The organism is Pseudomonas sp. GW821-FHT09C09 (assembly GCF_059418105.1).
This window is the reverse complement of the sequence record NZ_JBWKPF010000011.1, coordinates 140,321-160,838: the sequence shown is the minus strand read 5'-3', so window position 1 is coordinate 160,838 and position 20,518 is coordinate 140,321. Positions and strand designations below refer to the sequence as shown.

The window sequence follows — 20,518 nt, the reverse complement described above, 5'->3', positions numbered from 1 at the left end:
TCAATCTTCCTTGTCTTTCAGCAAACGGCCGGTGGCGGCTTCGAAATGCAGTTCGCGGGCCTCGCCTTCGGCGGTCAGGAGCTCGATTTCATAGATGTACACATCGTGTTTCTCTTCCAGCTCGGCTTCCAGCAATTTGGCACCGGGGTAGCGTTCCATCGCGTTATGCAGCACCTGCTCCAGCGGCAGAATCACGCCTTGCTGACGCAGGCGCAGGGCTTCGTCCTGATTCAGGTCGCGAGCAAGCGTCACCGAGCAGAACGTAACAAGCGCTAGGGCCAGAAGTCCCGTGGCGCGCGTCGATGAATACGGCAAAAACAGTTTCATTAAGTGTCCTGATGATCCCTGCGCAGCAGCCCGTCGCTTGCGTCCAGTTCCATTTCCCATTCCACGCCTTGCGAATCTTTCAGCTCGATCTGGTACAGATAAATGCCGTAACGCTTTTCCAGTTCGATATCGATGACGGTCGAATCCGGATGGCGAGTCATGACCGTGGCCTTGACCGTTTCAATCGGCACAATGGTACCAGCGTCGATCAGTTTCCGGGCTTCATCCGCCAGCAGATCGCGGGTATGGGCGAGATTCGAGGTCAGACCGTAAAGGAGGAGCGCGATGAACAGGGGCGCGAGAATTTTCATGGGTTTTCCTGATGTCCGGTGTTTCTTCCTGAGCGCCACCTTAGAGATTCGAACTTAACTGAAGCTGAATGGCCATCACCGGGCCAGTTTCAGCAGGGCCGGCAACATGTGCTTATAATCTTTCGCTTGCTAACGATCGAGACCGGTATGACAGCCATCCACATCAAGTTCCCTGCCCTCACCCTCAAGGCCGGCCCGCGGGCCATGGCACGCATCCGCGCCCAGGGCCTGAACGCCGCCGACGTCGGCACCCTGCCCGGTGCGGCCGGCGGACCGAAGGCGCTGGGGATTCAGGGGCTGGATCTGGCGCTGTTCGGCGAGTGGTTGCCGGCGGCTCCCCGTGAGCGTTCGCTGATCGGTGCCTCGGTGGGTTCCTGGCGCTTCGCCAGCGCCTGCCTGCCGGACGCCGCCGAAGGTATTCGTCGCCTCGGCCATCTGTACACCGAGCAGAACTTCAACAAGGGCGTGACCATCAGCGACGTCAGCCGCAGTTCGCAGCGCATGCTCGATGACCTGCTCGACGGCCGCGATGCGCTACTGCTCGACAATGCCCATTACCGCTTGAACATCATGGTGGTCAAAAGCCACGGCGGGCTGGCAGACGACCATCGTGGCCGGCTCGGGCTGGCGCTGGGTTCGGTGATCGCCGACAACTTGCGGGGTCGGGCGCGGCTGTCGCGACACTTCGAACGACTGATCATCCACGACCCGCGCCTGGCGCCGCCGGTGCACGCGCTGAACGATTTTCCGTCGCGCTTCGTCGCCCTCAATGCCGGCAACCTGCGTCAGGCGCTGCTGGCCTCGGGGTCGATCCCGATGGTCATGGAAGGCGTGCGCGACCTGCCGGGCGCCGGCGCCGGCACCTTCCGCGACGGCGGCCTGCTGGACTACCACCTCGACCTGCCCTACAGCGGCGATGGCATCGTGCTCTACCCGCACTTCACCGACCGGGTGATCCCGGGCTGGTTCGACAAGACCCTGCCGTGGCGTAAAGCCTCGACCGAGCGCCTGCAGGACGTGCTGTTGCTCGCGCCGTCGAAGGAATACCTGGCCCGCCTGCCCTACGGCAAACTCCCCGACCGTAACGACTTCAAGCGCTTCATGGGCGATGCGCCGAGCCGGCAGAAATACTGGCGCGCATCGATGGACGAGAGCCGCCGACTGGGCGACGAGTTCCTTGAACTGACTGCCAATGGTCGCCTCGCCGAGCGCTTGCTGACCCTTTAGTCAGCACAGCCGGGAACAAGCTGATAAACTCGCCGCCTGCCCGAATTCGCTGCGGCGAACGCCATCTGAACAGAGCTGAAATCACTGTGGAAATCTTCAAGGAATTTACGTTCGAATCCGCCCACCGCCTGCCCCACGTACCGGACGGCCACAAGTGCGGACGCCTGCACGGTCACTCGTTCAAAGTGGCGATTCACCTGAGCGGTGACCTCGATCCGCACACTGGCTGGATCCGTGATTTCTCCGAGATCAAGGCGATTTTCAAGCCGCTGTACGAACGTCTGGACCACAACTACCTGAACGACATTCCGGGCCTCGAGAACCCGACCAGCGAAGTGCTGGCCAAATTCATCTGGAATGAATTGAAACCCCTGCTGCCGGAACTCAGTGCGATCCGCATCCACGAGACCTGCACCAGCGGTTGCATCTATCGCGGCGAGTAAATCCCGCGACACAAAAAACCACCGAGACCGGTGGTTTTTTTACGCCTATGCTTTTTGGCTCGAACCCGCCAAGAGAACAGGCCCATGACGGACTGGCTGCTGGATCAGGTCTTTGAATTCAACGGGCGACAGATTCGCCACGGGGTGCGCGGCGACGGCCCGCCGCTGGTGTTCGTGCATGGCACGCCCTTCTCTTCTTACGTATGGCATCGCATCGCGCCGCATTTTTTCGCCAGCCATCGGGTGCATTACTTCGACCTGCTGGGCTACGGGCAGTCCGAGCAACCGGACGCCGACGTCTCCCTCGGCGTGCAGAACGAATTGCTCGCGCAACTGCTGGATCACTGGGGCCTGCAACGCCCGGATGTGGTTGCCCACGACTTCGGTGGCGCCACCGCCCTGCGCGCGCACCTGCTCAACGGCAAGGATTACCGCACCCTGACCCTGATCGACCCGGTGGCACTGACGCCCTGGGGCTCACCCTTCGTGCAGCACGTGCGCCAGCATGAAGCGGCGTTCAGCGGCCTGCCGGATTACATCCAGCGCGCCATCGTCCCGACCTACATTCGCGGCGCCATTCACCGGGATATTCCCGATGATGAACTCGCCCCTTACGTGCAGCCGTGGCTGGGCGATCCGGGGCAAGCGGCGTTCTACCGGCAGATCGCGCAGATGGACCAGCGCTACACGCTGGAAGTACAGCCGCTGTATCCGACGATCCGCTGCCCGGTGCAGATTCTCTGGGGCGAAGCGGATCAGTGGATTCCCATCGAGCGAGGCCAGGCCTTGCACCAGATGATCCCCGGATCGCAGTTTCATCCGATTCCGAATGCCGGGCATCTGGTGCAGGAAGATGCGCCGGAGGCCATCGTTGCCGCCCTGCTGCGCTTTCTCTGAGCCGAAAAATAACCGGCCTGATGGCTCCCACATTGTGCTTCAGCGGAGGCTGGCGCACTGCTTTCGCGCCAAATTCAATCCCTCGTCTATACATAACCTCGCCAATCGGTAACTGGCATGACCGCTGCAACAACCTCGCGTCCTCCCCTTTCCAGCAAGGAACGCCCGCCATGACGCAGAACGATCCCGGCAACGACTACCCCCTCAGCGAAGTCCCCATGCACGCGCGCAAAGGCCTGGCCTCGACGGCCATGGTGCTGCTGGGTTTCACCTTCTTCACCGCGACCATGTTTGCCGGCGGCAAGCTCGGCGTGGCGTTCGGCTTTGGCGAGATGATGGCGGTGATCATCATAGGCAACCTGCTGCTGGGCCTGTACGCCGCCGCCCTGGGTTACATCGCCTTCAAGAGCGGCCTGAACTCGGTATTGATGGGCCGATTCTGCTTCGGCGAAGTGGGCAGCAAGCTCAGCGACCTGATCCTGGGTTTCACCCAGATCGGCTGGTACGCCTGGGGCACCGCCACGGCAGCGGTGGTGCTCGGCAAATATTTCACTCTGGACGACGGCACGGTGCTCGGGCTCATGGTGCTGTTCGGCCTGGTGTTCTGCGCCACGGCGTATGTCGGTTATCGCGGGCTGGAGATTCTGTCGTACATCGCGGTGCCGGCCATGATGTTGCTGCTGATGCTGTCGATGTGGGTGGCCACGGTGAAGGTCGGCGGCCTTGATGGTTTGCTGGCCGTGGTGCCGACCGGTTCGCTGGACTGGTCCACCGCCATCACGCTGGTGTTCGGCACCTTCGTCAGCGGCGCGACCCAGGCCACCAACTGGACGCGCTTCTCACGCTCGGCGCGGGTCGCGGTGCTGGCCAGCCTCATTGGCTTTTTCATCGGCAACGGACTGATGGTGCTGATCGGTGCCTATGGCGCGATCGTCTATCAACAACCCGACGTGGTTGAGGTGTTGCTGCTGCAAGGTTTCGCCATGGCGGCGATGGCCATGCTGCTACTGAATATCTGGAGCACCCAGGACAACACCATCTACAACTTCGCCGTCGCCGGTTGCAACCTGCTGCGCACCGGTCGGCGCAAGACCGTGACCCTGGCCGGTGCTGTGATCGGTACGCTGCTCGCGCTGTTGGGCATGTATGACATGCTGGTGCCTTATCTGATCCTGCTCGGCACCGTGATTCCGCCGATTGGCGGCGTGATCATGGCCGACTTTTTCTTCCGCTGGCGCGGTCACTATCCACGCCTGGCCGACGCACGGCTGCCGGCCTTCAACTGGCCGGGGCTCGGGGCCTACGCGGTTGGCACCGTTGCCGCGTTTCACTCGCCGTGGATCGCGCCGCTGGTGGGGATCGCCGCTGCCGCGCTAACGTATGTCACCGTCACCGGCCTGCTGGGCGCCCGCCGCGCCAGCGCGCCACTACAAGACCTATAAGAAGGATTTGCCTGATGCACATCATCAACGCCCGCCTGCGCAACCAGGAAGGTCTGCACGAATTGCACCTGGAAGACGGCCTGATCCGCAGCATCGCGCGCCAGACCGAAGCGCCGACCCTGGGCCCCGACGACCTCGACGCCGGCGGCAATCTGGTGGTGCCGCCCTTCGTCGAGCCGCATATTCACCTCGACGCCAGCCTGACCGCCGGCGAGCCGCGCTGGAACATGAGCGGCACATTGTTCGAAGGCATCGAGTGCTGGGGCGAGCGCAAGGTCACCATCACCCAGGAAGACACCAAAACCCGGGCGAAAAAGACCATTCAGACACTGGCCGCCCACGGCATCCAGCATGTGCGCACCCACGTCGACGTCACCGACCCGCAACTCACCGCGCTCAAGGCCATGCTTGAAGTCCGCGAGGAAAGCCGGCACCTGATCGACCTGCAAATCGTCGCGTTCCCCCAGGAAGGCATCGAGTCGTTCCGCAACGGCCGCGAGCTGATGGAAGAAGCGATCCGCATGGGCGCCGATGTGGTCGGCGGGATTCCGCATTTCGAATACACCCGCGACCAGGGCGTCAGCTCGGTGAAGTTTTTGATGGACCTGGCCGAACGCACCGGCTGCCTGGTGGACGTGCACTGCGACGAAACCGACGACCCGCATTCACGCTTCCTTGAAGTGCTGGCCGAAGAGGCCCGCAGCCGCGACATGGGCGCACTCGTGACGGCCAGCCACACCACCGCGATGGGCTCCTACGACAACGCCTACTGCGCCAAACTGTTCCGCCTGCTCGGGCACTCGGGGATAAGTTTTGTCTCCTGCCCGACCGAAAGCATTCACCTGCAAGGCCGCTTCGACAACTTCCCGAAACGCCGTGGCGTGACCCGCGTAAATGAATTGCTCGAAGCCGGCATGAACGTCTGCTTCGGCCAGGATTCGATCGTCGACCCGTGGTATCCGCTGGGCAACGGCAACATCCTGCGGGTGCTCGAAGCCGGGCTGCACATCTGCCACATGCTCGGTTACCGCAATCTGCAAAGCGCACTGGATCTGGTCACCGACAACAGCGCCAAGGCCATGCACCTCGGTGAACGCTATGGCCTGGAACAGGGTCGCCCGGCCAACCTGCTGATCCTGTCGGCGGACAGCGATTATGAAGTCATCCGCAGCCAGGGCCTGCCGCTGTATTCGATCCGTAACGGCAAGGTGTTGATGAAGCGGCAGATGCCGGTGGTGGAGTTCGTCTAAGGTGTAGAGGTCGGCGTCGCAACGGCGCCGACCTTTCCCGATGGACGCCCTGTCATGCCGTAGTTCGCGCGTAGTTGCTCCGCTGCCATCCTCATTGCTGCATGAGGACGCGACATGAAGCCCAAATCTGCTTCCGATCCCATGGCCACGCTGTATCGCGAAGGCCGCCATACGTTTTTCGATCTGGTGCCCGATGGTCGCGCCCGGCTCGCCGCCTTGTTTCATACCGTTCCCGCACTGGGAGAACTGGCCGTTGGCGTGGTGTACGGACATTTGCACGCGCGCCCCGGTCTCGACCCGCGATTGCGCGAGGCGGTGTCAATTGCCTCCGTTGTGGCATCGGGCATGGTCGGGCCACCGCTGAGCGTGCACCTCAAGACCGGGCTCGCATCAGGCCTGGCCCCCGGCGAAATGACCGAGGTGCTGCTGCAGGCCTCAGCCTTTGCCGGTTTTCCGCGAGCCGTCAGTGCGGCGGAGCAGCTCAATCATTTATTTGCAGAAGCAGGACTGGCTTCACCGCCACCGCCCACACCAAGAGAAATCGCTCTGAATTTCTGCACAGCGGTTCGCGAGGGCCACCCACCGATCCCGGTCAGTGCGGCGGTGAAACGGCAGCTGCGCGACGCTGACCGGCTGGCGATACAGGCCTGCGCGGCGCAAGCGGTCATCGTCGAATGTTTCAAGGATGCGCAAACCACTCCGCAGGCACTGCTGCATCTGACGGTGGACACCACTGCCGTGGTTGCAGTGAAACTGTTCAAGGCCCACTGAATCGAGGGTACTCATGGTTATGGGACGGAGCGGTCTTATCGCAAAACGATAGAGCCGCCCTGTCAGATCTGACAGGCGACAACCGCAGCGAACCGGCTCACAGTGAAGTCCAAGGGATCCTCGTTCCCGGGGGGACGATCATGAAAGGGACTTCACCATTTCGCCTGATCTTCGCTATCTATCTGGCAATCGCCACGACCTCGGCAGTCGCCGGCGTGCGAAATGGCAACGGTGAAGAAATCCTGCTCCAAGGCTTCCACTGGAACTCCAGCCGCAATTCTGTGCCTTGGTACTCGGTGCTTGCACAGCAAGCGGCAACCATCGGCAACGACGGTTTTACGTTGATCTGGATGCCGCCACCCTGGACCGATTCCTCACAGTGGAACACCCCCACGGCAGCCGGCGGCGGTGAGGGCTATTTCTGGAATAGTTTCGACAAGAACAGCCGTTACGGCAGTGATCAACAACTCAAACAAACTGTGCTGGCGCTCAACAACGCTGGCGTGAAAGTCGTCTTCGACGTGGTACCCAATCACATGAGCGATAAAGCGGTCTATTCAATGTTCCCGAGAGGGACCAACGAATGGCGGCAAGACTGCATGCAATGCGATGAGGGTGACGCGTTCATGGATGGCGCCGCGGACCTGAACACGGCCAATCCTGCGGTTTTCGAAGCGTTCAAAAACGAATTCATCAATCTGCGTGACAACTACAACGCCCAAGGGCTGCGCTTTGACTTCGTCCGTGGTTATGCACCGGAAACGGTGGATCGCTGGATGAACGCCTTCGGCAGCCAACAATTCTGCGTCGGTGAAAACTGGAAAGCCCCCAACGAATACCCGCAGGATGACTGGCGACACAATGCAAGCTGGCAAGATGTGCTCAAGGACTGGTCGGATCGCTCGCACTGCACAGTGTTCGATTTTGCCCTCAAGGAGCGAATGCAGAATGGCTCGCTGGCCGAGTGGCGCCACGGTTTGAATGGCAATCCGGATCCCGCCTGGCGCGCAATCTCGGTGACCTTCGTCGACAATCACGATACCGGTTATTCGCCAGGTGCTTACGGAGGCCAACATCATTGGGCCCTGCCGGACCCACTGGTCAATATGGCGTACGCCTACATCCTCAGCAGTCCCGGTACACCCACGGTGTACTGGCCGCACATGTACGATTGGCAGAGGGATCGATTGATCCGGCAATTGATCAAATTGCGTAAGAGTGCCGGTATCCGCGCTGATTCGCCGATTCGCTTCAACACCGCTTATTCAGGCCTGGTCGCCACCACATCGGGGGCACGCGGGACTTTGGTAATCGCGCTGAAATCCGATCTGCAACAGTTGCCGCAAGGCCTTGGCGCGCCAGCCTTGAGCTGGGATAACGGCGACATCCGTATCTGGAACAACCCTGTCGAACCGGCGACCGTTGCAGTCAACGTGCATTGCGACAACCCCAATCCGCAACCCGGCGAACGTGTCCTTGCGGCAGGCTCCTCGCTGGAGTTCGGGGCCTGGGATCCCCAACATGCTTTGGCACTGACACTAGCCAATGGCCGCTGGAACGCTACGGTCAACCTGCCAGCTCAGCAGAACATCGAGTGGAAATGCATCGTGCGGGGGCAAGCCCCGGGAGCGGTGTATTGGCAGACGGGGGCGAACAACTCATTCATCAGCGGAGCAGTCAACGACGCTGTCGGCCGGTTCTGATCCAGCATTTCTATAATTTCCCTGTGCGTATTGCGGTGCCGAACAGGCGCACCCGGATCAGTTCACCGTCACTCTCTTCCAGTAATACCGGTGCGGTCCCGCCCGGCATGACCACCTGCACTTCTCCCGCCGACACCCAACCCGCCCGCCACGCCGCACACGCCACTGCACTGGCGCTGGTACCGGAGGAGGCGGTCGGCCCCTCGCCCCGTTCGAATACTCGTGCGGCGATGCGTTGATCGCCTGCGTGCATCGCCCACTGCAGATTGATCCCGGCCGGGCACGGCTGGCCGGCGCCGACGGGCATGGCGAAGGCGATGGCGGTCAGGCTGTCTGCCAGCGGTGACTCAAGCATCTGCGCGTTGCTCGGCAGTGCCGCTTCGTCCTGCACCAGCGTCACGCAATGAGGATTGCCGATGCGCACGAACTGACTGTGTTCCCAGGCAGGATCAAATTGCGCCAATGGCCGGACGCGGCTGACTTCCACATTGTTGAACTGTACGGATTCAACGCCGACTGCACCGACGGCTGCCGGACCGAAACCGGGTTGCCCGAGATCCAGCCAGAAGCCTTGCACGCCGGCCACTTCAGCCGGCTTGACGGAAACGGGCACTGGCGATGACGCATCCTGTTTGTCGTGATGCACCTGCAACGATGCGCCCTCTTCCGGCATCAGCCCTTGCTCAAGCAGTGCCTGAGAGAAAATCGTCAAACCGTTGCCACTGCGCTCGGCCAGCGTGCCGTCGGTGTTGACGATCAGCAGGTCGAAAGGTGGCGAGGACTGGAACGGACCGATCAGCAAACCATCGCTGCGGTGAGCCTTGCTGCCGGCAGGTCGCTGACCGTCAGGCCAGTCACAACACAGGGCGATCGCGGCGCGGCTCCACGCCTGTCGAGACAAGGCACACTGCGCGGCATCGATGAGCAGATCGATGCCCGACTCCCGCAGCGCCCGGGGTGAGACCACTCCGTAGATATTGCCCCGTGCATCGTAGAACTGCGTCATGAACCGCCCCTTGGTTTCAAATTGCCAAAGGCGTCACTGTAAAACGCAACTCCCTGTGGGAGCGAGCTTGCTCGCGATGGCGGTGTATCAGTCAATGAAAGTCCGACTGACACGACGCTATCGCGAGCAGGCTCGCTCCCACAGAAGAGCTGTGCAAGGATGTCCCCTGCTGAAACGTTTTTTGCCAAGGATTCCCATGACCAGTCTCACGCCCAACGACACCTTCGTCCCCGGACGCCTGCAACAGATGTCCACGCGCATCGCCTTCTTCATCGCCGGGCTCGGCATCGCGGCGTGGGCGCCGCTGGTGCCGTATGCCAAGGCGCGGGCCGGGCTCGATGAAGGGACGTTGGGTCTGTTGCTGTTGTGTCTTGGCGTCGGGTCGATTCTGGCAATGCCGCTGGCGGGGATTCTGGCTACGCGGTTCGGCTGTCGGCGTGTGGCTACCGGCGGCACGTTGCTGATCTGTGCGGCGTTGCCGTTGCTGGCGACGGTGTCGTCGATCCCGGCGCTGATCGCCACGCTGTTCATGTTCGGCGCCGGGCTCGGCACGGTGGATTCGACGGTGAACCTGCAAGCGGTAATCGTCGAGCGGGCCAGCGGCAAGAACATGATGTCGGGGTTTCACGGCCTGTTCAGCCTCGGCGGGATCGTTGGCGCGGCGGGCGTCAGTGCCTTGCTCGGCCTCGGCTTGTCGCCACTGTCGGCGATGCTGGTGGTGGTCGCGGTGCTGATCGCGGCGCTGTTCAAGGCTGTGCCGCACATGTTGCCTTACGGCAGTGAAAGCTCGGGACCGGCGTTCGCGATCCCTCACGGAATCGTGCTGTTCATCGGCGGGATGTGCTTCATCGTGTTCCTCACCGAAGGCGCGGCACTGGACTGGAGCGCGGTGTTTCTCGCGCAGGAACGCGGGATCGATACGGCCTATGCAGGGCTGGGTTACGCAGCGTTCGCGCTGACGATGACTGCGGGTCGTTTGACCGGTGACCGGATCGTTCGCGCACTGGGTGCGACGCGGATCATTCTGTTTGGCGGTCTGCTGGCGGCGGCGGGATTGTTTCTGGCGACGTTCGCCCCAAGCTGGGAAGCCGCACTGGTCGGCTATGCACTGGTCGGCGCCGGCTGCTCGAACATCGTGCCGGTGCTGTACACGGCGGTGGGCAAACAGACGGTGATGCCGGAAAGCATCGCCGTGCCGGCGATCACCACGCTGGGTTACGCGGGGATTCTGGCGGGGCCGGCGGTGATCGGGTTTGTCGCCCATGCCAGCAGCCTGAGTTTCGCCTTCGGATTGATGGCGACGTTGCTGGTGGCGGTGGCGATTGGCGGGAAAGCGCTGAAGGTCTGAGCCAGCCCGTTCCCACACAGCGTGGGAACGAGCCAAACAGCATCAGAAACCGACGCTCGCCTGCACGAAGAACGTACGCGGCGCGCCGACATACATCCCCGAGTTGTTGTCGCTGGAGCGGGTGAAGTACTGCTTGTCGAAGATGTTTTTCACCCCGGCGCCGAGCTTCAGGTTCGACAGCTGCGCACCGAAGTCATAGCCGCCGCGCACGTTCCAGGTCACGTAACCCGGGATGTCGCCGTACTGACCGTCCGCCGTGCCTTCGGTGATGTAGTTGTTGCTGAAGCTGCCGTCGGCATTCACGCCGGTGCCCGGTGAACGCTGTTTGGACTGGGCGAAACCGTCGATGTTGTAGGTCCAGCGGTTGATGTCGTAACGCAGGCCGACGGTCGCCACCTGACGCGAGTAGAACGGCAGGTCGCGGCCTTTGAAGCCCGGGATCTCGCCTTCATAGGTCGCGCGGGTGTAGGTGAAACCGGCGTTGGCGGTCAGGCCATCGAGGCGCGGATCGAGCGCCGCCATGTCGTAGTGCACCGAAGCCTCGATACCCTGGTGCTTGGTGGCGCCGAGGTTGGTCCAGCCCACATCGTTGCTGATGTATTGCAGCTCGTCGTCGAAGTCGATGTAGAACAGCGTCACTTCACCGCCCCACACGTCATCGTTGTAGCGGGTACCGATTTCGTAGGTCTTGGCCTTTTCCGGCTCCAGGCCATTGGCCGTCTGGTCACCCGAGCCGCCCTGGCCCAGCTGGAAATACTGCAGGCTGCCGAACGAGGTTTCGTAGTTGGCGAACAGCTTCCACGCGTCCGACAGGTGATACATCACGCTCAGTGCCGGCAGCGGTTCGTTGCTCTCGATGCTGCGGTTTTTCTCCGGCACGCGCTTGCCGGCAGTGTCGAGCACGGCGCGGTCGTGCCAGTCGGTGTTGATGTGCTCGAAGCGAATGCCCGGGGTGATGGTCCATTTGCCGACGTCGATCTTGTTGTCGACGTAGACCGAGTTGGCCTCGGTGCCGCCGGTACGGTCCTGGAACACATGGCCGTCGGACGTCTTGGTGACCACCGGCTCATTGTTGACCAGCGCCAGACGGCTCGACTGCTCGTGCATGGCCTCTTTCAGGTAGCGATAACCGACGCTGACTTCCTGAGTGGTCGGGCCGACATCGAATACCCGCGAGACACGTGGCTCGATACCCAGCGTGTAGTAGGAGCGCGGGTACGAGCTCAGGGTTTTCTGGTCGCGGGCGGCGATGGTGCTGCCACGGAAGCTGTCGGTGTAATAGGTCAGCACTTCGGCCTGGGTGCGCTCGTCGATCTGGCGGATCCACTTGAACGACACGTCCTTGCGGCGGCCGCTGAAGTTGTCGTAGTCGCGCACCGAGTCATACGGTTTGTCGTCGTACTGCTTCTGCGTCAGGCCGCCGGGCATGTCGGCGCTGGCATCGTAGTAGTGAAAATTGAGACTGAAATCGTCCTGATCGGTCGGCGCCCAGTGGGTCTTGAGCAGCACGTCGTCGATGTCGTTGCCGTTGTTGCGCTCGCGGTAACCGTTGCCGTTGACCCCGGAGTACAACAGCGCCACGCCCATGCCGTTGTCGGCGGTGCCGCCAAGGAACGCGGTGTCGATGTGTTTCCAGCCGCCATAACGGGTGGTTTCCAGGGTGGTGCCGATTTCACCGGTGGTTTTTTCCGGGATGGCACGGGTCACGAAGTTGATCACGCCGCCGACGTTCTGTGGCCCGTAACGCACGGAACCGGCGCCGCGCACGACGTCGATGCTGTCGAGGTTGCCGGAAGAAATCGGTGCCATCGACAGTTGTGGCTGACCGTACGGCGCGAATGCCGCCGGTACGCCATCGATCAGCACGGTGGAGCGCGGCGACAGGCGCGAAGTCAGGCCACGTACGCCGACGTTCAGTGAGATATCGCTGCCGCCGGTGCCGTTGGAGTCCTGCACCTGCACGCCCGGCACACGCTTGAGGACGTCGCTGACGTTCATCGCGCCCTGCTCGACCATGGCCTCGCGGCGGATCACCGTCCGCGCGCCCGGGTGGTTCTGTACCACGGCGGCATCGGCGTCGCCGAGCCAGTCACCGACCACCTTGATGTCGGTCACGCCCAGTTCCAGCGGGCCGTTGGCGGCTGCGGTCGGCGCTGGCGAAAGGGTCACCGAGCCTTCATTGATCTGATAGTTAAGGCCGCTGCCTTGCAGCAACTGGCGCAGCGCATCTTCCGGCGAAAGATTGCCATCGACGGCCGGAGCCTGTTTGCCGGCGACCAAGTCCGGGCTGAAAAACACCTGCAGCGAGGTTTGCTGACCCAGTTCGCTCAGCGCCTGGCCCAGTGGCTGCGCGCGGATATGAATGGCGTCGGCGGCGAATGCCAGCGGCATCGCGGCGTTGACCGCCAGCGCAAGCGCCAGCGGCAACCAGGGGGATTTTTTGTTGTTGGCAGTGGTGTTTTTCACGTCGTACGGAGTCCTGTGGATCGCAAGAGTGTGCGACTGTTAATGCAAACCAGTTGCAGTTGAACAGGAAGACGACGAACTCGAAAAAAACCTGAATTTTATTTTGAAATTATTTCCTGACTGCCGTCGGCGTGGGTACGCACGGCCACCGGAAGGATGCTCGGCAAGGCCTTGAGCAAGGCGTCGGTGTTGTCGGACTTGAACACGCTGGTCAGCCGCAGACTGGCCACGGCCGGGTTGGCGACGGTCAACGGCTTGTCGCGGTATCGGGACACTTCTTCGACCACTTCGCTGAGACTGGCGTTGTTGAACACCAGTTTGCCGCTGCGCCACGCCGTCAGTTCCGCCGGGTTGACTGCGTAGGCCTGAGCCACAACGCCATGGGCATCGACATGGGTGCCGAGGCCGGCCGTCAGGTTGATGAATTGGTTGTCCGGGGCATGACGCCCCTGCACCTTGACGGTGCCCTGCTCCACGGCAACCCGGGTTTGCGTCACGTCGCGGCGCACATCGAAGCGCGTGCCGGTGACCGTCACCTTGCCGCTGCCGGCCTCGACCACGAATGGCCGCGAGGTATCGTGCTCGACGCTGAACATCGCCTCACCTTCGCTCAACTCGATCAGGCGCCGATCCTTCTCGAATCGCACCTGCAGGCGGCTGCGGCTGTTGAGATCGATCACCGAACCGTCCGGCAGCGCGACATGCCTGCGCTCGCCCAGCGCCGTGGCGAATTCGGCGCTGTAACCCGCCGGGTGATTCAAGCCACTGAACAGACCGAGCCCGAGGGCCACCGCGACCACGCTGGCCGCCACCGCATAACGCAGCAACAGACGGCGTTCGCGACGCGCCGGCGGGGTTTCACACAGAGCCTTGAGCCGTGACGCCGGCAGCAGATCCGCCGCCGTCCACAGCCCTTGCAGCAACTGGAATTCGTCACGGTGCTGCGGATGCTCGTTCAGCCAGACTTCGAAGTTCCGATATTGTTCGGCGTCGACAGCAGGCTCCTGCAAACGCACAAACCAGCGTGCCGCCTCATCGCGCACCGTTGTTTGCCCGCACGCGCAATCACGAGTATCCATCATGGAATGTCCTGTTTGGCTGGGGATGAAAAGACGCCGCGGCTCATGATTGCGCCCCGTCCAGGCGATCACGCAGATGCCGCAGGGTGCGGATCATATACTTTTCCACCATGTTCTTGGACAGGCCCAGGCGTTCGGCGATTTCCGCCTGGGTCAGGCCTTCGATCTTCTGCCAGACGAAGATCCGCCGACAGTTGACCGGCAATTCGGTGAGCGCCCGTTCGATGGAATCGGCCAGCTGGATCGCATGCATGTAATGCTCCGGGTCACCGGTCGGCGACTCACTGAGATCGATCGCCTCCGACTCCATGGCACCCCGCCGGTCCTCACGCCGATAGCCGTCCACCGCGATGTTGCGCGCCGTCTGGTGCAGATACGCCCGGGGTTGCTGCACCGCCGACGAATCGGATTCGAGCACCCGCACAAAGGTGTCGTGCGCCAGATCCTCAGCCTGCGAGCGATTGCGCAGGCGACGGGTCCAGGTGCCGATCAACTCTTCGTAATGCTCGAGAAAGCCGGGTCTGCGGGGCAGCATGGGGATCATTGCGGCGTGCTGAGGAAAGGGGTGTGAATAGTAATGCTTCCTATTAAACCGAAGCAATGGATTCCTCGGGAATGCCGATCAAACTGTTTTCCCCCAATAACTTCAGTGCTCTAACTCGCGCCAATTGCTGCCGCGCGCGAGCAAAACCACCCATGCATCAAACCCGCCTGAAAGAACTGCACCGGCGCCTCGAAACCGGCCGATTCGATCAGTCCGGCGACCTGTGGCGCCGGCAGGATCGCCACATCGCTGGCATACGCCGCTCGCGCTCGTTCGAGCATTTGCGCCGGCACCTGCGCCGAAGCCATCAGCGTCATCCAGTGACGCAGCAGTGCTTCGTAGGCTGGCGACGCAGTGTCAGAGGCGAGATCAGCGTTAGCCAGAATCCCGCCCGGCAGCAGACGACGAGCAATCTCGTGGAAAAAGTCGATACGGGCCTGCGGACCGAGCAAAAACTGCGACACCAGAAAACAGGTCGCCCCGTCGTAAGCGGACTCCTCCGTCAGCGTATCGAGGTAGCCTTCATGAAAACGGCAACGGGCCAGGAAGCCGCCTTCGGCCGCTCTTTGACGGCACACGTCGAGCATCGCGCCCGAAGGATCGACCCCGGTGAATTGCCAGCCGGGAAACCGCTGGGCCAGGTGCGCCATTTCCACGCCGGTGCCCACGCCGACACAGAGAATCCGGGCATTTTCCGGCAGGCCCGCGAACACCGAATCCAGCAGCAAATACAGGGCATCACGAATGGGCGCCATGCCGCTCCACTGCTTGTCATAGACAGCGGACTGCTGGTCGAACAAAGCCTTGAGTGCTTGATTGTCCATGGAGAAATTTCCTCTGCATCATGATCGCGGTGAAGTTTCATTATCGCAGGGCTGTCAAGGCCTCCCCGGTCCAGCGTGCGATTGATCATTCCGTCCAGCAACTGGTCGCAATCCATCAACCCCCACAACGCCCCGCACCCTAGATTAGATCCCACAACAACAAGCCGTGGAGATCGCCTCATGCACAGTTTCCAGACCCGCAAGCAGCACAGCCCGGTCGATGCCTGGGATCAGCAGGATCCGGAGCAGGCCTTCACCCTGCCCTCGCGCTATTTCTACGACGACAGCCTGTTCCGTGCCGAACGCGACAATATCTTCATGAAGGCCTGGCATGTCGCCGGGCATGTCAGTGAGTTCGCCGAACCGGGGCAGTTCGTGGTCACCGATCTGTTCGACCAGAGCGTGGTGGTGGCGAAGAACCGGCAGGGGCAGATCCATGGTTTTCACAACGTCTGCCAGCATCGCGGCAATCGCTTGCTGGAGGACCGCCGTGGCACCACCGGCGGCGTGGTGCGCTGCGCCTATCACTCGTGGTGCTACGAGATGGACGGCAGCCTGCGCGGTGCGCCCCGTTGCGAGCGGATGAAGAATTTCGAGCTGGCACAGTTCAACATTCCCCAGGTACGCACCGAAGAACTCGGCGGTTTCATCTACTTCAACCTCGACCCGAATGCGCCGTCGCTGCGGGATCTGTTCCCCGGTGCCGACGAAGAAATGCGTCGGGTGTTCCCGGATCTGGCCGACATGCACCTGATCGAGGAACAGGACGTAATCGTGCCGGCCAACTGGAAAGTGATCATGGACAATTCCATCGAGGGCTATCACTTCAAACTGTCCGGCCCGTGCCACATCGACCTCGCCCGGTTGATCGACTTCAAGGGTTACCAGTTGATCAAACGCGACAACTGGTGGACCTACGCCGCACCGGCCAACCTGTCGGCGACCGAGGCCTATGGCGTGCCGCTGAAAAGCGAGCTGAACCCGCAGGAATGCTTCTTCAACATCGGCATGTGGCCGAACAACACCTTTTACACCTTCCCGTTCTCCGAGTTTCTCGGCTCGTTCATCATGATTCCGCTGGATGCCGAGCGCTCGCTGCTGCGCTTCGGTTACTACTCCAGCAACCCCGAGACAGCCGCCGTCAGCACGGCATGCATGAAGTGGATGAACGAAGACCTCGGCCCCGAAGACATCGCCCTGAACATCTCGGTGCAAAAGGGCCTGCGCTCGCTCGGCTACGACCAGGGCCGCTACATGATCGACGCCCAGCGCAGCAATGAAAGCGAGCATCTGGTGCACCACTTTCATCGCTTGGTGTTCAACGGCATTCACGGCCATTCCGTGGACTGATCCGCCCTTCCCTCGTCATTTGTCAGAACGGAGCAAACCATGGACGAAACCGGGTTTGATTACCTGATCGTGGGCGCCGGCTCGGCCGGTTGCGTGTTGGCCAATCGCCTGAGCGAAGACCCGAACGTGCGCATCCTGCTGCTGGAGGCCGGCCCTGAAGACAAGAGCTGGACGATCGACATGCCGTCCGCCGTGGGCCTTGTGGTGGGCGGGTCGCGCTACAACTGGCGCTATCAGTCGGAGCCCGAGCCGTACCTCGACGGCCGGCGGATCGGCACGCCAAGAGGCCGCACCCTCGGCGGTTCATCGTCGATCAACGGCATGGTCTACATCCGTGGCCATGCCCGGGATTACGACGGCTGGGCCGAACAGGGCTGCACCGGCTGGAGCTATCGCGAGGTGCTGCCGTACTTCAAGCGTGCGCAGACTCACGCCGATGGCGGCGATGACTATCGTGGTGCCGGCGGCCATTTGCACGTCACCCCTGGCAACGTCGGCACACCGCTGTGCGCAGCGTTCATCACGGCCGGGGCCGAGGCCGGTTATGGCGTCAGCCAGGACTTGAACGGCTATCGACAGGAGGCTTTCGGCCCAGTGGATCGCACCACACGCAACGGTCGGCGCTGGAGCACTTCACGCGGCTATCTCAGCGAAGCGCTGGCTCGGGGCAATGTGCAAGTGGTCACCGATGCGTTGGCGCTGCGCATCCTGTTCGAGGGTCGGCGAGCGGTCGGGATTGACTATGAACAGAACGGCGAAACGAACACCGTCCGCGCCCGCCGGGAGGTGTTGCTGACTGCCGGGGCGATCAATTCGCCGCAATTGCTGTTGCTCTCGGGCGTGGGCCCGGCGGCAGAACTGCGCGACCTCGGAATCAGCGTGATTCACGATCTGCCCGGCGTCGGTAAACGCCTCAACGATCACCCGGACGCGGTGGTGCAATTTCGCTGCAAGCAACCGGTGTCGCTGTATCGCTGGACCACCGCGCCGGGCAAATGGTGGATCGGTGCACGCTGGTTCGTCCGTCACGATGGTCTGGCGGCGAGCAATCATTTCGAGGCCGGTGCATTCCTGCGTTCTCGGGCCGGGGTCGAACACCCGGACCTGCAACTGACCTTCATGCCGCTGGCCGTGCAACCGGGCAGCGTCGAACTGGTGCCGACCCACGCGCTCCAGATCCACATCGACCTGATGCGTCCCACCAGCCTCGGCAGCGTGACATTGCACAGCGCCGAACCCCGGAGGCCGCCAAGGATTCTGTTCAACTACCTGAAGACCGCGCAGGACCGTGCCGACATGCGCGCCGGCGCACGGCTGGTGCGCGAGATCCTCGACCAGCCGGCCATGGCCTCGTTCAAGGGTGAAGAACTGGTGCCGGGCCGTTCGGTGCAGACCGACGCCGAGCTCGACGCCTGGGCGCGGCAAGTCACGGAAACCGGCTACCATGCCAGCGGCACCTGCAAGATGGGACCGGCGGGCGACCCTGAAGCGGTGGTCGATCCGCAATTGCGAGTGCATGGCCTCGACGGTTTGCGTGTAGTGGATGCGTCGATCATGCCGGTGATCGTCAGCGGCAACACCAACGCGCCGACGGTGATGATCGCGGAAAAGGCCAGCGACCTGATCCGCAACCTCGCCCCGCTGCCAGCCGCCGATGTACCGGTGTGGAGCCATCCGCACTGGCAGACCGAACAACGATAAAGCAGAGATGGCGATGACCCGATCCGCTGAAGCTGTACCGCGCCATGAAGCACCGCTGCGAGTGGCGGTGCTGCTGTTGCCGGCGTTTTCCAATTTCGGTCTGGCGGCGGTGCTGGAACCGCTGGCCATCGCTAACTGGCTGAGCCAGCGTACGCTGTTCGAGTGGACGTTGCTGTCCTTGCAGCAGGGCCCGGTGACGGCCAGCAACGGTCTGGCGAGCATTGCCGAAGCTGGCTTGAACAACGAGCAGGCCTTCGACGCCTGCGTGGTGCTGGCCAGTTTCGAGGTGCATCAACACAGCCGCAATCCCGCGCTCAAGAGCTGGCTGCGCAAGCAGGCGTTGTTCGGCGCGGTGTTGATCGGCGTGGAAACCGGCACCGAACTGCTGGCGGCTGCCGGTGTGCTCGACGGCTACGAAGCGGCGGTGCATTGGGACAACCTGCAGGGTTTTCAGGAGAGTTACCCCAAGGTCCGCGCCCGACCGCAGCTCTACACCCTCGAACGCCAGCGCCTGACCTGCGCCGGCGCGACTACCATTCTCGACATGCTGCTGGGCTGGATCGGCCAGCGCATCGATCCTGATCTGGCCCGGGAAATCGGCCTGCACCTGCTGATGGGCCAGATGCGCGCCCCGGCGGACAATCAGCTCGACGGCGGCCTGGGCAACAGCGGGATGTACGGCAACAAGATCCGCCGCGCCGTGCAGTTGATGGAAAAGGCGCTGGAAGAACCGCTGGACTGCGAGGCGATTGCCAGTGAAGTCGGTTTGTCGCGGCGGCAACTGGAGCGCCAGTTCAAACATCAGACCGGGCTCTCGCCGCTCAAGTACTACATCACCCTGCGCCTGGCCCGGGCGCACAACCTGCTGCAACAGACGCAGATGAGCGTGGCCCAGGTTGCGGCGTGTTCGGGGTTCGGCTCGCTGGAGCATTTCTCCCGCACTTACCGCGCACGTTTCGGCTGCCCGCCGAGCGAGGACCGGCGTCAGGCGTGGAGCGCGCCGGTGATGCGCCAGCCGTTGAGCAAGGCGCATTCGTCACAGGAGTGAGTCACTGTCGGTACGCCGGCTCTTCCTCATCGAGGATGCCCATCAAAGCGTTGAAATGCTTGTCGGCAAACCCCGGATAATCCAGCCATTGCCGACAGGTCTTGCGCGCCACTTCATCGCTGACCACACGCAATCCGCGCCCGGTGGCCAATGCGGTGATGTACACCTCGCAAGCCCGCTCGAAGTAATACAGATCATCAAACGCCTGGGCCACGCTCGGCGCCGCGACCAGCAAGCCGTGATTGCCCATCAGCAGGATCGGCTTGTCGCCGAGCAGCCTGCTCACGCGCTCCGCTTCTTCACCCAGCCCCATGCCATCGAAGCCGTCATCGATCGCCACCCGCTCGAAAAACCGCATGCTGTTCTGCTCGATCGGTGGCAGGTGCGAGTCCTTCAGGCAAGCCAGGGTCGTCGCGTATTTGCTGTGGGTGTGCAGGATGCAACGGGCCTGGGGCTGGTTGCGGTGCAAGGCGCTGTGCAAGGCCCAGGCGGTGATGTCCGGCGCGTCCGGACGGTCGAGACTGGCCGGATCGTCGGCGTCGAGCAACAGCAGATCACTGGCGCGGATCCGCGAGAAATGCTTGCCGTAAGGATTGATCAGAAACTCGCGGCCGTCCGGTGAAGTGGCCACGCTGAAATGATTGGCGATGGACTCGTGCAGGTTCAAGCGCGCCGCCCAGCGCAGGGCGCAGGCCAGCTGGATTCTCAGGTGTTGGACGTTGTCGTGCATGGCGCGGCCTCCCGGTTTCACCCGAGTGTAGAGCGCATGCATTCATCGACT

Annotated in this window: 19 protein-coding genes; 11 read left to right on the top strand and 8 right to left on the bottom strand. The window is 62.4% G+C overall.

Going from position 1 to position 20,518, the window contains the following annotated elements; all coding sequences use genetic code 11:
- Positions 1 to 327, bottom strand: a complete 327-nt coding sequence (locus tag AC07NR_RS28060) for a PepSY domain-containing protein (protein ID WP_085712535.1) — start codon at positions 325 to 327, stop codon at positions 1 to 3.
- Entirely contained in the window at positions 327 to 638 is a 312-nt protein-coding gene (locus AC07NR_RS28055) for a PepSY domain-containing protein (protein WP_085712536.1), read from the bottom strand. The genes AC07NR_RS28060 and AC07NR_RS28055 overlap by 1 nt, the downstream gene beginning before the upstream one ends.
- Positions 639 to 785: 147 nt before the next feature.
- On the opposite strand from AC07NR_RS28055, the gene AC07NR_RS28050 reads away from it, so the two are divergent.
- The 7 genes from AC07NR_RS28050 to AC07NR_RS28020 all read left to right on the top strand — a co-directional run bounded on the left by AC07NR_RS28050 (position 786) and on the right by AC07NR_RS28020 (position 8,371).
- Positions 786 to 1,865, top strand: a complete 1,080-nt coding sequence (locus AC07NR_RS28050) for a patatin-like phospholipase family protein (RefSeq protein ID WP_495079922.1) — start codon at positions 786 to 788, stop codon at positions 1,863 to 1,865.
- A gap of 86 nt (positions 1,866 to 1,951) precedes the next feature.
- Positions 1,952 to 2,308 carry a 6-carboxytetrahydropterin synthase QueD gene (queD, locus tag AC07NR_RS28045; RefSeq protein WP_007955941.1) on the top strand — a complete coding sequence of 119 codons (357 nt, stop codon included), beginning with the start codon at positions 1,952 to 1,954 and terminating at the stop codon, positions 2,306 to 2,308.
- Positions 2,309 to 2,392: 84 nt separating this feature from the next.
- Positions 2,393 to 3,205, top strand: a complete 813-nt coding sequence (locus AC07NR_RS28040) for an alpha/beta fold hydrolase (RefSeq protein WP_495079921.1) — start codon at positions 2,393 to 2,395, stop codon at positions 3,203 to 3,205.
- 170 nt (positions 3,206 to 3,375) lie between these two features.
- On the top strand, positions 3,376 to 4,647 hold the full coding sequence (gene codB / locus AC07NR_RS28035; RefSeq protein WP_495079920.1) for a cytosine permease: 1,272 nt from the start codon (positions 3,376 to 3,378) through the stop codon (positions 4,645 to 4,647).
- Between the two features lie 14 nt (positions 4,648 to 4,661).
- Positions 4,662 to 5,897, top strand: a complete 1,236-nt coding sequence (gene codA, locus AC07NR_RS28030) for a cytosine deaminase (protein ID WP_495079919.1) — start codon at positions 4,662 to 4,664, stop codon at positions 5,895 to 5,897.
- A gap of 114 nt (positions 5,898 to 6,011) precedes the next feature.
- The gene (locus AC07NR_RS28025) at positions 6,012 to 6,668 is read left to right on the top strand and encodes a carboxymuconolactone decarboxylase family protein (protein WP_495079918.1); all 657 of its coding nucleotides are present in this window, start codon (positions 6,012 to 6,014) and stop codon (positions 6,666 to 6,668) included.
- On the top strand, positions 6,572 to 8,371 hold the full coding sequence (locus AC07NR_RS28020) for a glucan 1,4-alpha-maltotetraohydrolase domain-containing protein (RefSeq protein ID WP_495079917.1): 1,800 nt from the start codon (positions 6,572 to 6,574) through the stop codon (positions 8,369 to 8,371). Before AC07NR_RS28025 ends, AC07NR_RS28020 begins: the two co-directional genes overlap by 97 nt.
- 10 nt (positions 8,372 to 8,381) lie before the next feature.
- Here the strand turns inward: AC07NR_RS28020 and AC07NR_RS28015 are convergent, their stop codons facing one another.
- Positions 8,382 to 9,377, bottom strand: coding sequence for a diaminopimelate epimerase (locus AC07NR_RS28015; protein ID WP_305836515.1), 996 nt, complete (start codon positions 9,375 to 9,377; stop codon positions 8,382 to 8,384).
- 196 nt (positions 9,378 to 9,573) lie between these two features.
- On the opposite strand from AC07NR_RS28015, the gene AC07NR_RS28010 reads away from it, so the two are divergent.
- Positions 9,574 to 10,725 (top strand): MFS transporter, encoded by a 1,152-nt coding sequence (locus AC07NR_RS28010; RefSeq protein WP_495079916.1) that lies wholly within the window; start codon positions 9,574 to 9,576, stop codon positions 10,723 to 10,725.
- Between the two features lie 42 nt (positions 10,726 to 10,767).
- Here AC07NR_RS28010 and AC07NR_RS28005 read toward each other — a convergent pair whose 3' ends face one another.
- The 4 genes from AC07NR_RS28005 to AC07NR_RS27990 all read right to left on the bottom strand — a co-directional run bounded on the left by AC07NR_RS28005 (position 10,768) and on the right by AC07NR_RS27990 (position 15,638).
- Entirely contained in the window at positions 10,768 to 13,191 is a 2,424-nt protein-coding gene (locus AC07NR_RS28005) for a TonB-dependent siderophore receptor (RefSeq protein ID WP_495079915.1), read from the bottom strand.
- Positions 13,192 to 13,289: 98 nt separating this feature from the next.
- Positions 13,290 to 14,273, bottom strand: coding sequence for a FecR family protein (locus AC07NR_RS28000; protein ID WP_423203910.1), 984 nt, complete (start codon positions 14,271 to 14,273; stop codon positions 13,290 to 13,292).
- 40 nt (positions 14,274 to 14,313) lie between these two features.
- Positions 14,314 to 14,814: a sigma-70 family RNA polymerase sigma factor gene (locus AC07NR_RS27995; RefSeq protein WP_045121794.1), complete on the bottom strand. Its 501-nt coding sequence runs from the start codon at positions 14,812 to 14,814 to the stop codon at positions 14,314 to 14,316.
- A 110-nt stretch (positions 14,815 to 14,924) separates the two neighbouring features.
- Entirely contained in the window at positions 14,925 to 15,638 is a 714-nt protein-coding gene (locus AC07NR_RS27990; protein WP_495079914.1) for a class I SAM-dependent methyltransferase, read from the bottom strand.
- A 180-nt stretch (positions 15,639 to 15,818) separates the two neighbouring features.
- Here AC07NR_RS27990 and AC07NR_RS27985 point away from each other — a divergent pair, with 180 nt between their 5' ends.
- From AC07NR_RS27985 to AC07NR_RS27975, 3 genes are read left to right on the top strand one after another with little or no spacing between them, the layout of a single operon-like run.
- Positions 15,819 to 16,988, top strand: coding sequence for an aromatic ring-hydroxylating oxygenase subunit alpha (locus tag AC07NR_RS27985; RefSeq protein WP_495079913.1), 1,170 nt, complete (start codon positions 15,819 to 15,821; stop codon positions 16,986 to 16,988).
- A 39-nt stretch (positions 16,989 to 17,027) separates the two neighbouring features.
- Complete coding sequence (locus AC07NR_RS27980) at positions 17,028 to 18,689, top strand: choline dehydrogenase (RefSeq protein ID WP_495079912.1); 1,662 nt, start codon at positions 17,028 to 17,030, stop codon at positions 18,687 to 18,689.
- 13 nt (positions 18,690 to 18,702) lie between these two features.
- Positions 18,703 to 19,737, top strand: a complete 1,035-nt coding sequence (locus AC07NR_RS27975; RefSeq protein ID WP_495079911.1) for a GlxA family transcriptional regulator — start codon at positions 18,703 to 18,705, stop codon at positions 19,735 to 19,737.
- A gap of 1 nt (position 19,738) precedes the next feature.
- Here AC07NR_RS27975 and AC07NR_RS27970 read toward each other — a convergent pair whose 3' ends face one another.
- Complete coding sequence (locus tag AC07NR_RS27970; RefSeq protein WP_305836507.1) at positions 19,739 to 20,467, bottom strand: class II aldolase and adducin N-terminal domain-containing protein; 729 nt, start codon at positions 20,465 to 20,467, stop codon at positions 19,739 to 19,741.
- Positions 20,468 to 20,518: the final 51 nt, after the last annotated feature.

Coding starts and splice junctions, on each gene's coding strand:
- AC07NR_RS28000 (WP_423203910.1), bottom strand. CDS start 14,273: ATGATGGATACTCGTGATTGCGCGTGCGGGCAAACAACGGTGCGCGAT.
- AC07NR_RS28050 (WP_495079922.1), top strand. CDS start 786: ATGACAGCCATCCACATCAAGTTCCCTGCCCTCACCCTCAAGGCCGGC.
- AC07NR_RS27995 (WP_045121794.1), bottom strand. CDS start 14,814: ATGATCCCCATGCTGCCCCGCAGACCCGGCTTTCTCGAGCATTACGAA.
- codB (WP_495079920.1), top strand. CDS start 3,376: ATGACGCAGAACGATCCCGGCAACGACTACCCCCTCAGCGAAGTCCCC.
- AC07NR_RS27975 (WP_495079911.1), top strand. CDS start 18,703: ATGACCCGATCCGCTGAAGCTGTACCGCGCCATGAAGCACCGCTGCGA.
- AC07NR_RS27970 (WP_305836507.1), bottom strand. CDS start 20,467: ATGCACGACAACGTCCAACACCTGAGAATCCAGCTGGCCTGCGCCCTG.
- AC07NR_RS28055 (WP_085712536.1), bottom strand. CDS start 638: ATGAAAATTCTCGCGCCCCTGTTCATCGCGCTCCTCCTTTACGGTCTG.
- AC07NR_RS28015 (WP_305836515.1), bottom strand. CDS start 9,377: ATGACGCAGTTCTACGATGCACGGGGCAATATCTACGGAGTGGTCTCA.
- codA (WP_495079919.1), top strand. CDS start 4,662: ATGCACATCATCAACGCCCGCCTGCGCAACCAGGAAGGTCTGCACGAA.
- AC07NR_RS27990 (WP_495079914.1), bottom strand. CDS start 15,638: ATGGACAATCAAGCACTCAAGGCTTTGTTCGACCAGCAGTCCGCTGTC.
- AC07NR_RS28020 (WP_495079917.1), top strand. CDS start 6,572: ATGTTTCAAGGATGCGCAAACCACTCCGCAGGCACTGCTGCATCTGAC.
- AC07NR_RS28010 (WP_495079916.1), top strand. CDS start 9,574: ATGACCAGTCTCACGCCCAACGACACCTTCGTCCCCGGACGCCTGCAA.
- AC07NR_RS28025 (WP_495079918.1), top strand. CDS start 6,012: ATGAAGCCCAAATCTGCTTCCGATCCCATGGCCACGCTGTATCGCGAA.
- AC07NR_RS28040 (WP_495079921.1), top strand. CDS start 2,393: ATGACGGACTGGCTGCTGGATCAGGTCTTTGAATTCAACGGGCGACAG.
- AC07NR_RS28060 (WP_085712535.1), bottom strand. CDS start 327: ATGAAACTGTTTTTGCCGTATTCATCGACGCGCGCCACGGGACTTCTG.
- AC07NR_RS27985 (WP_495079913.1), top strand. CDS start 15,819: ATGCACAGTTTCCAGACCCGCAAGCAGCACAGCCCGGTCGATGCCTGG.
- AC07NR_RS27980 (WP_495079912.1), top strand. CDS start 17,028: ATGGACGAAACCGGGTTTGATTACCTGATCGTGGGCGCCGGCTCGGCC.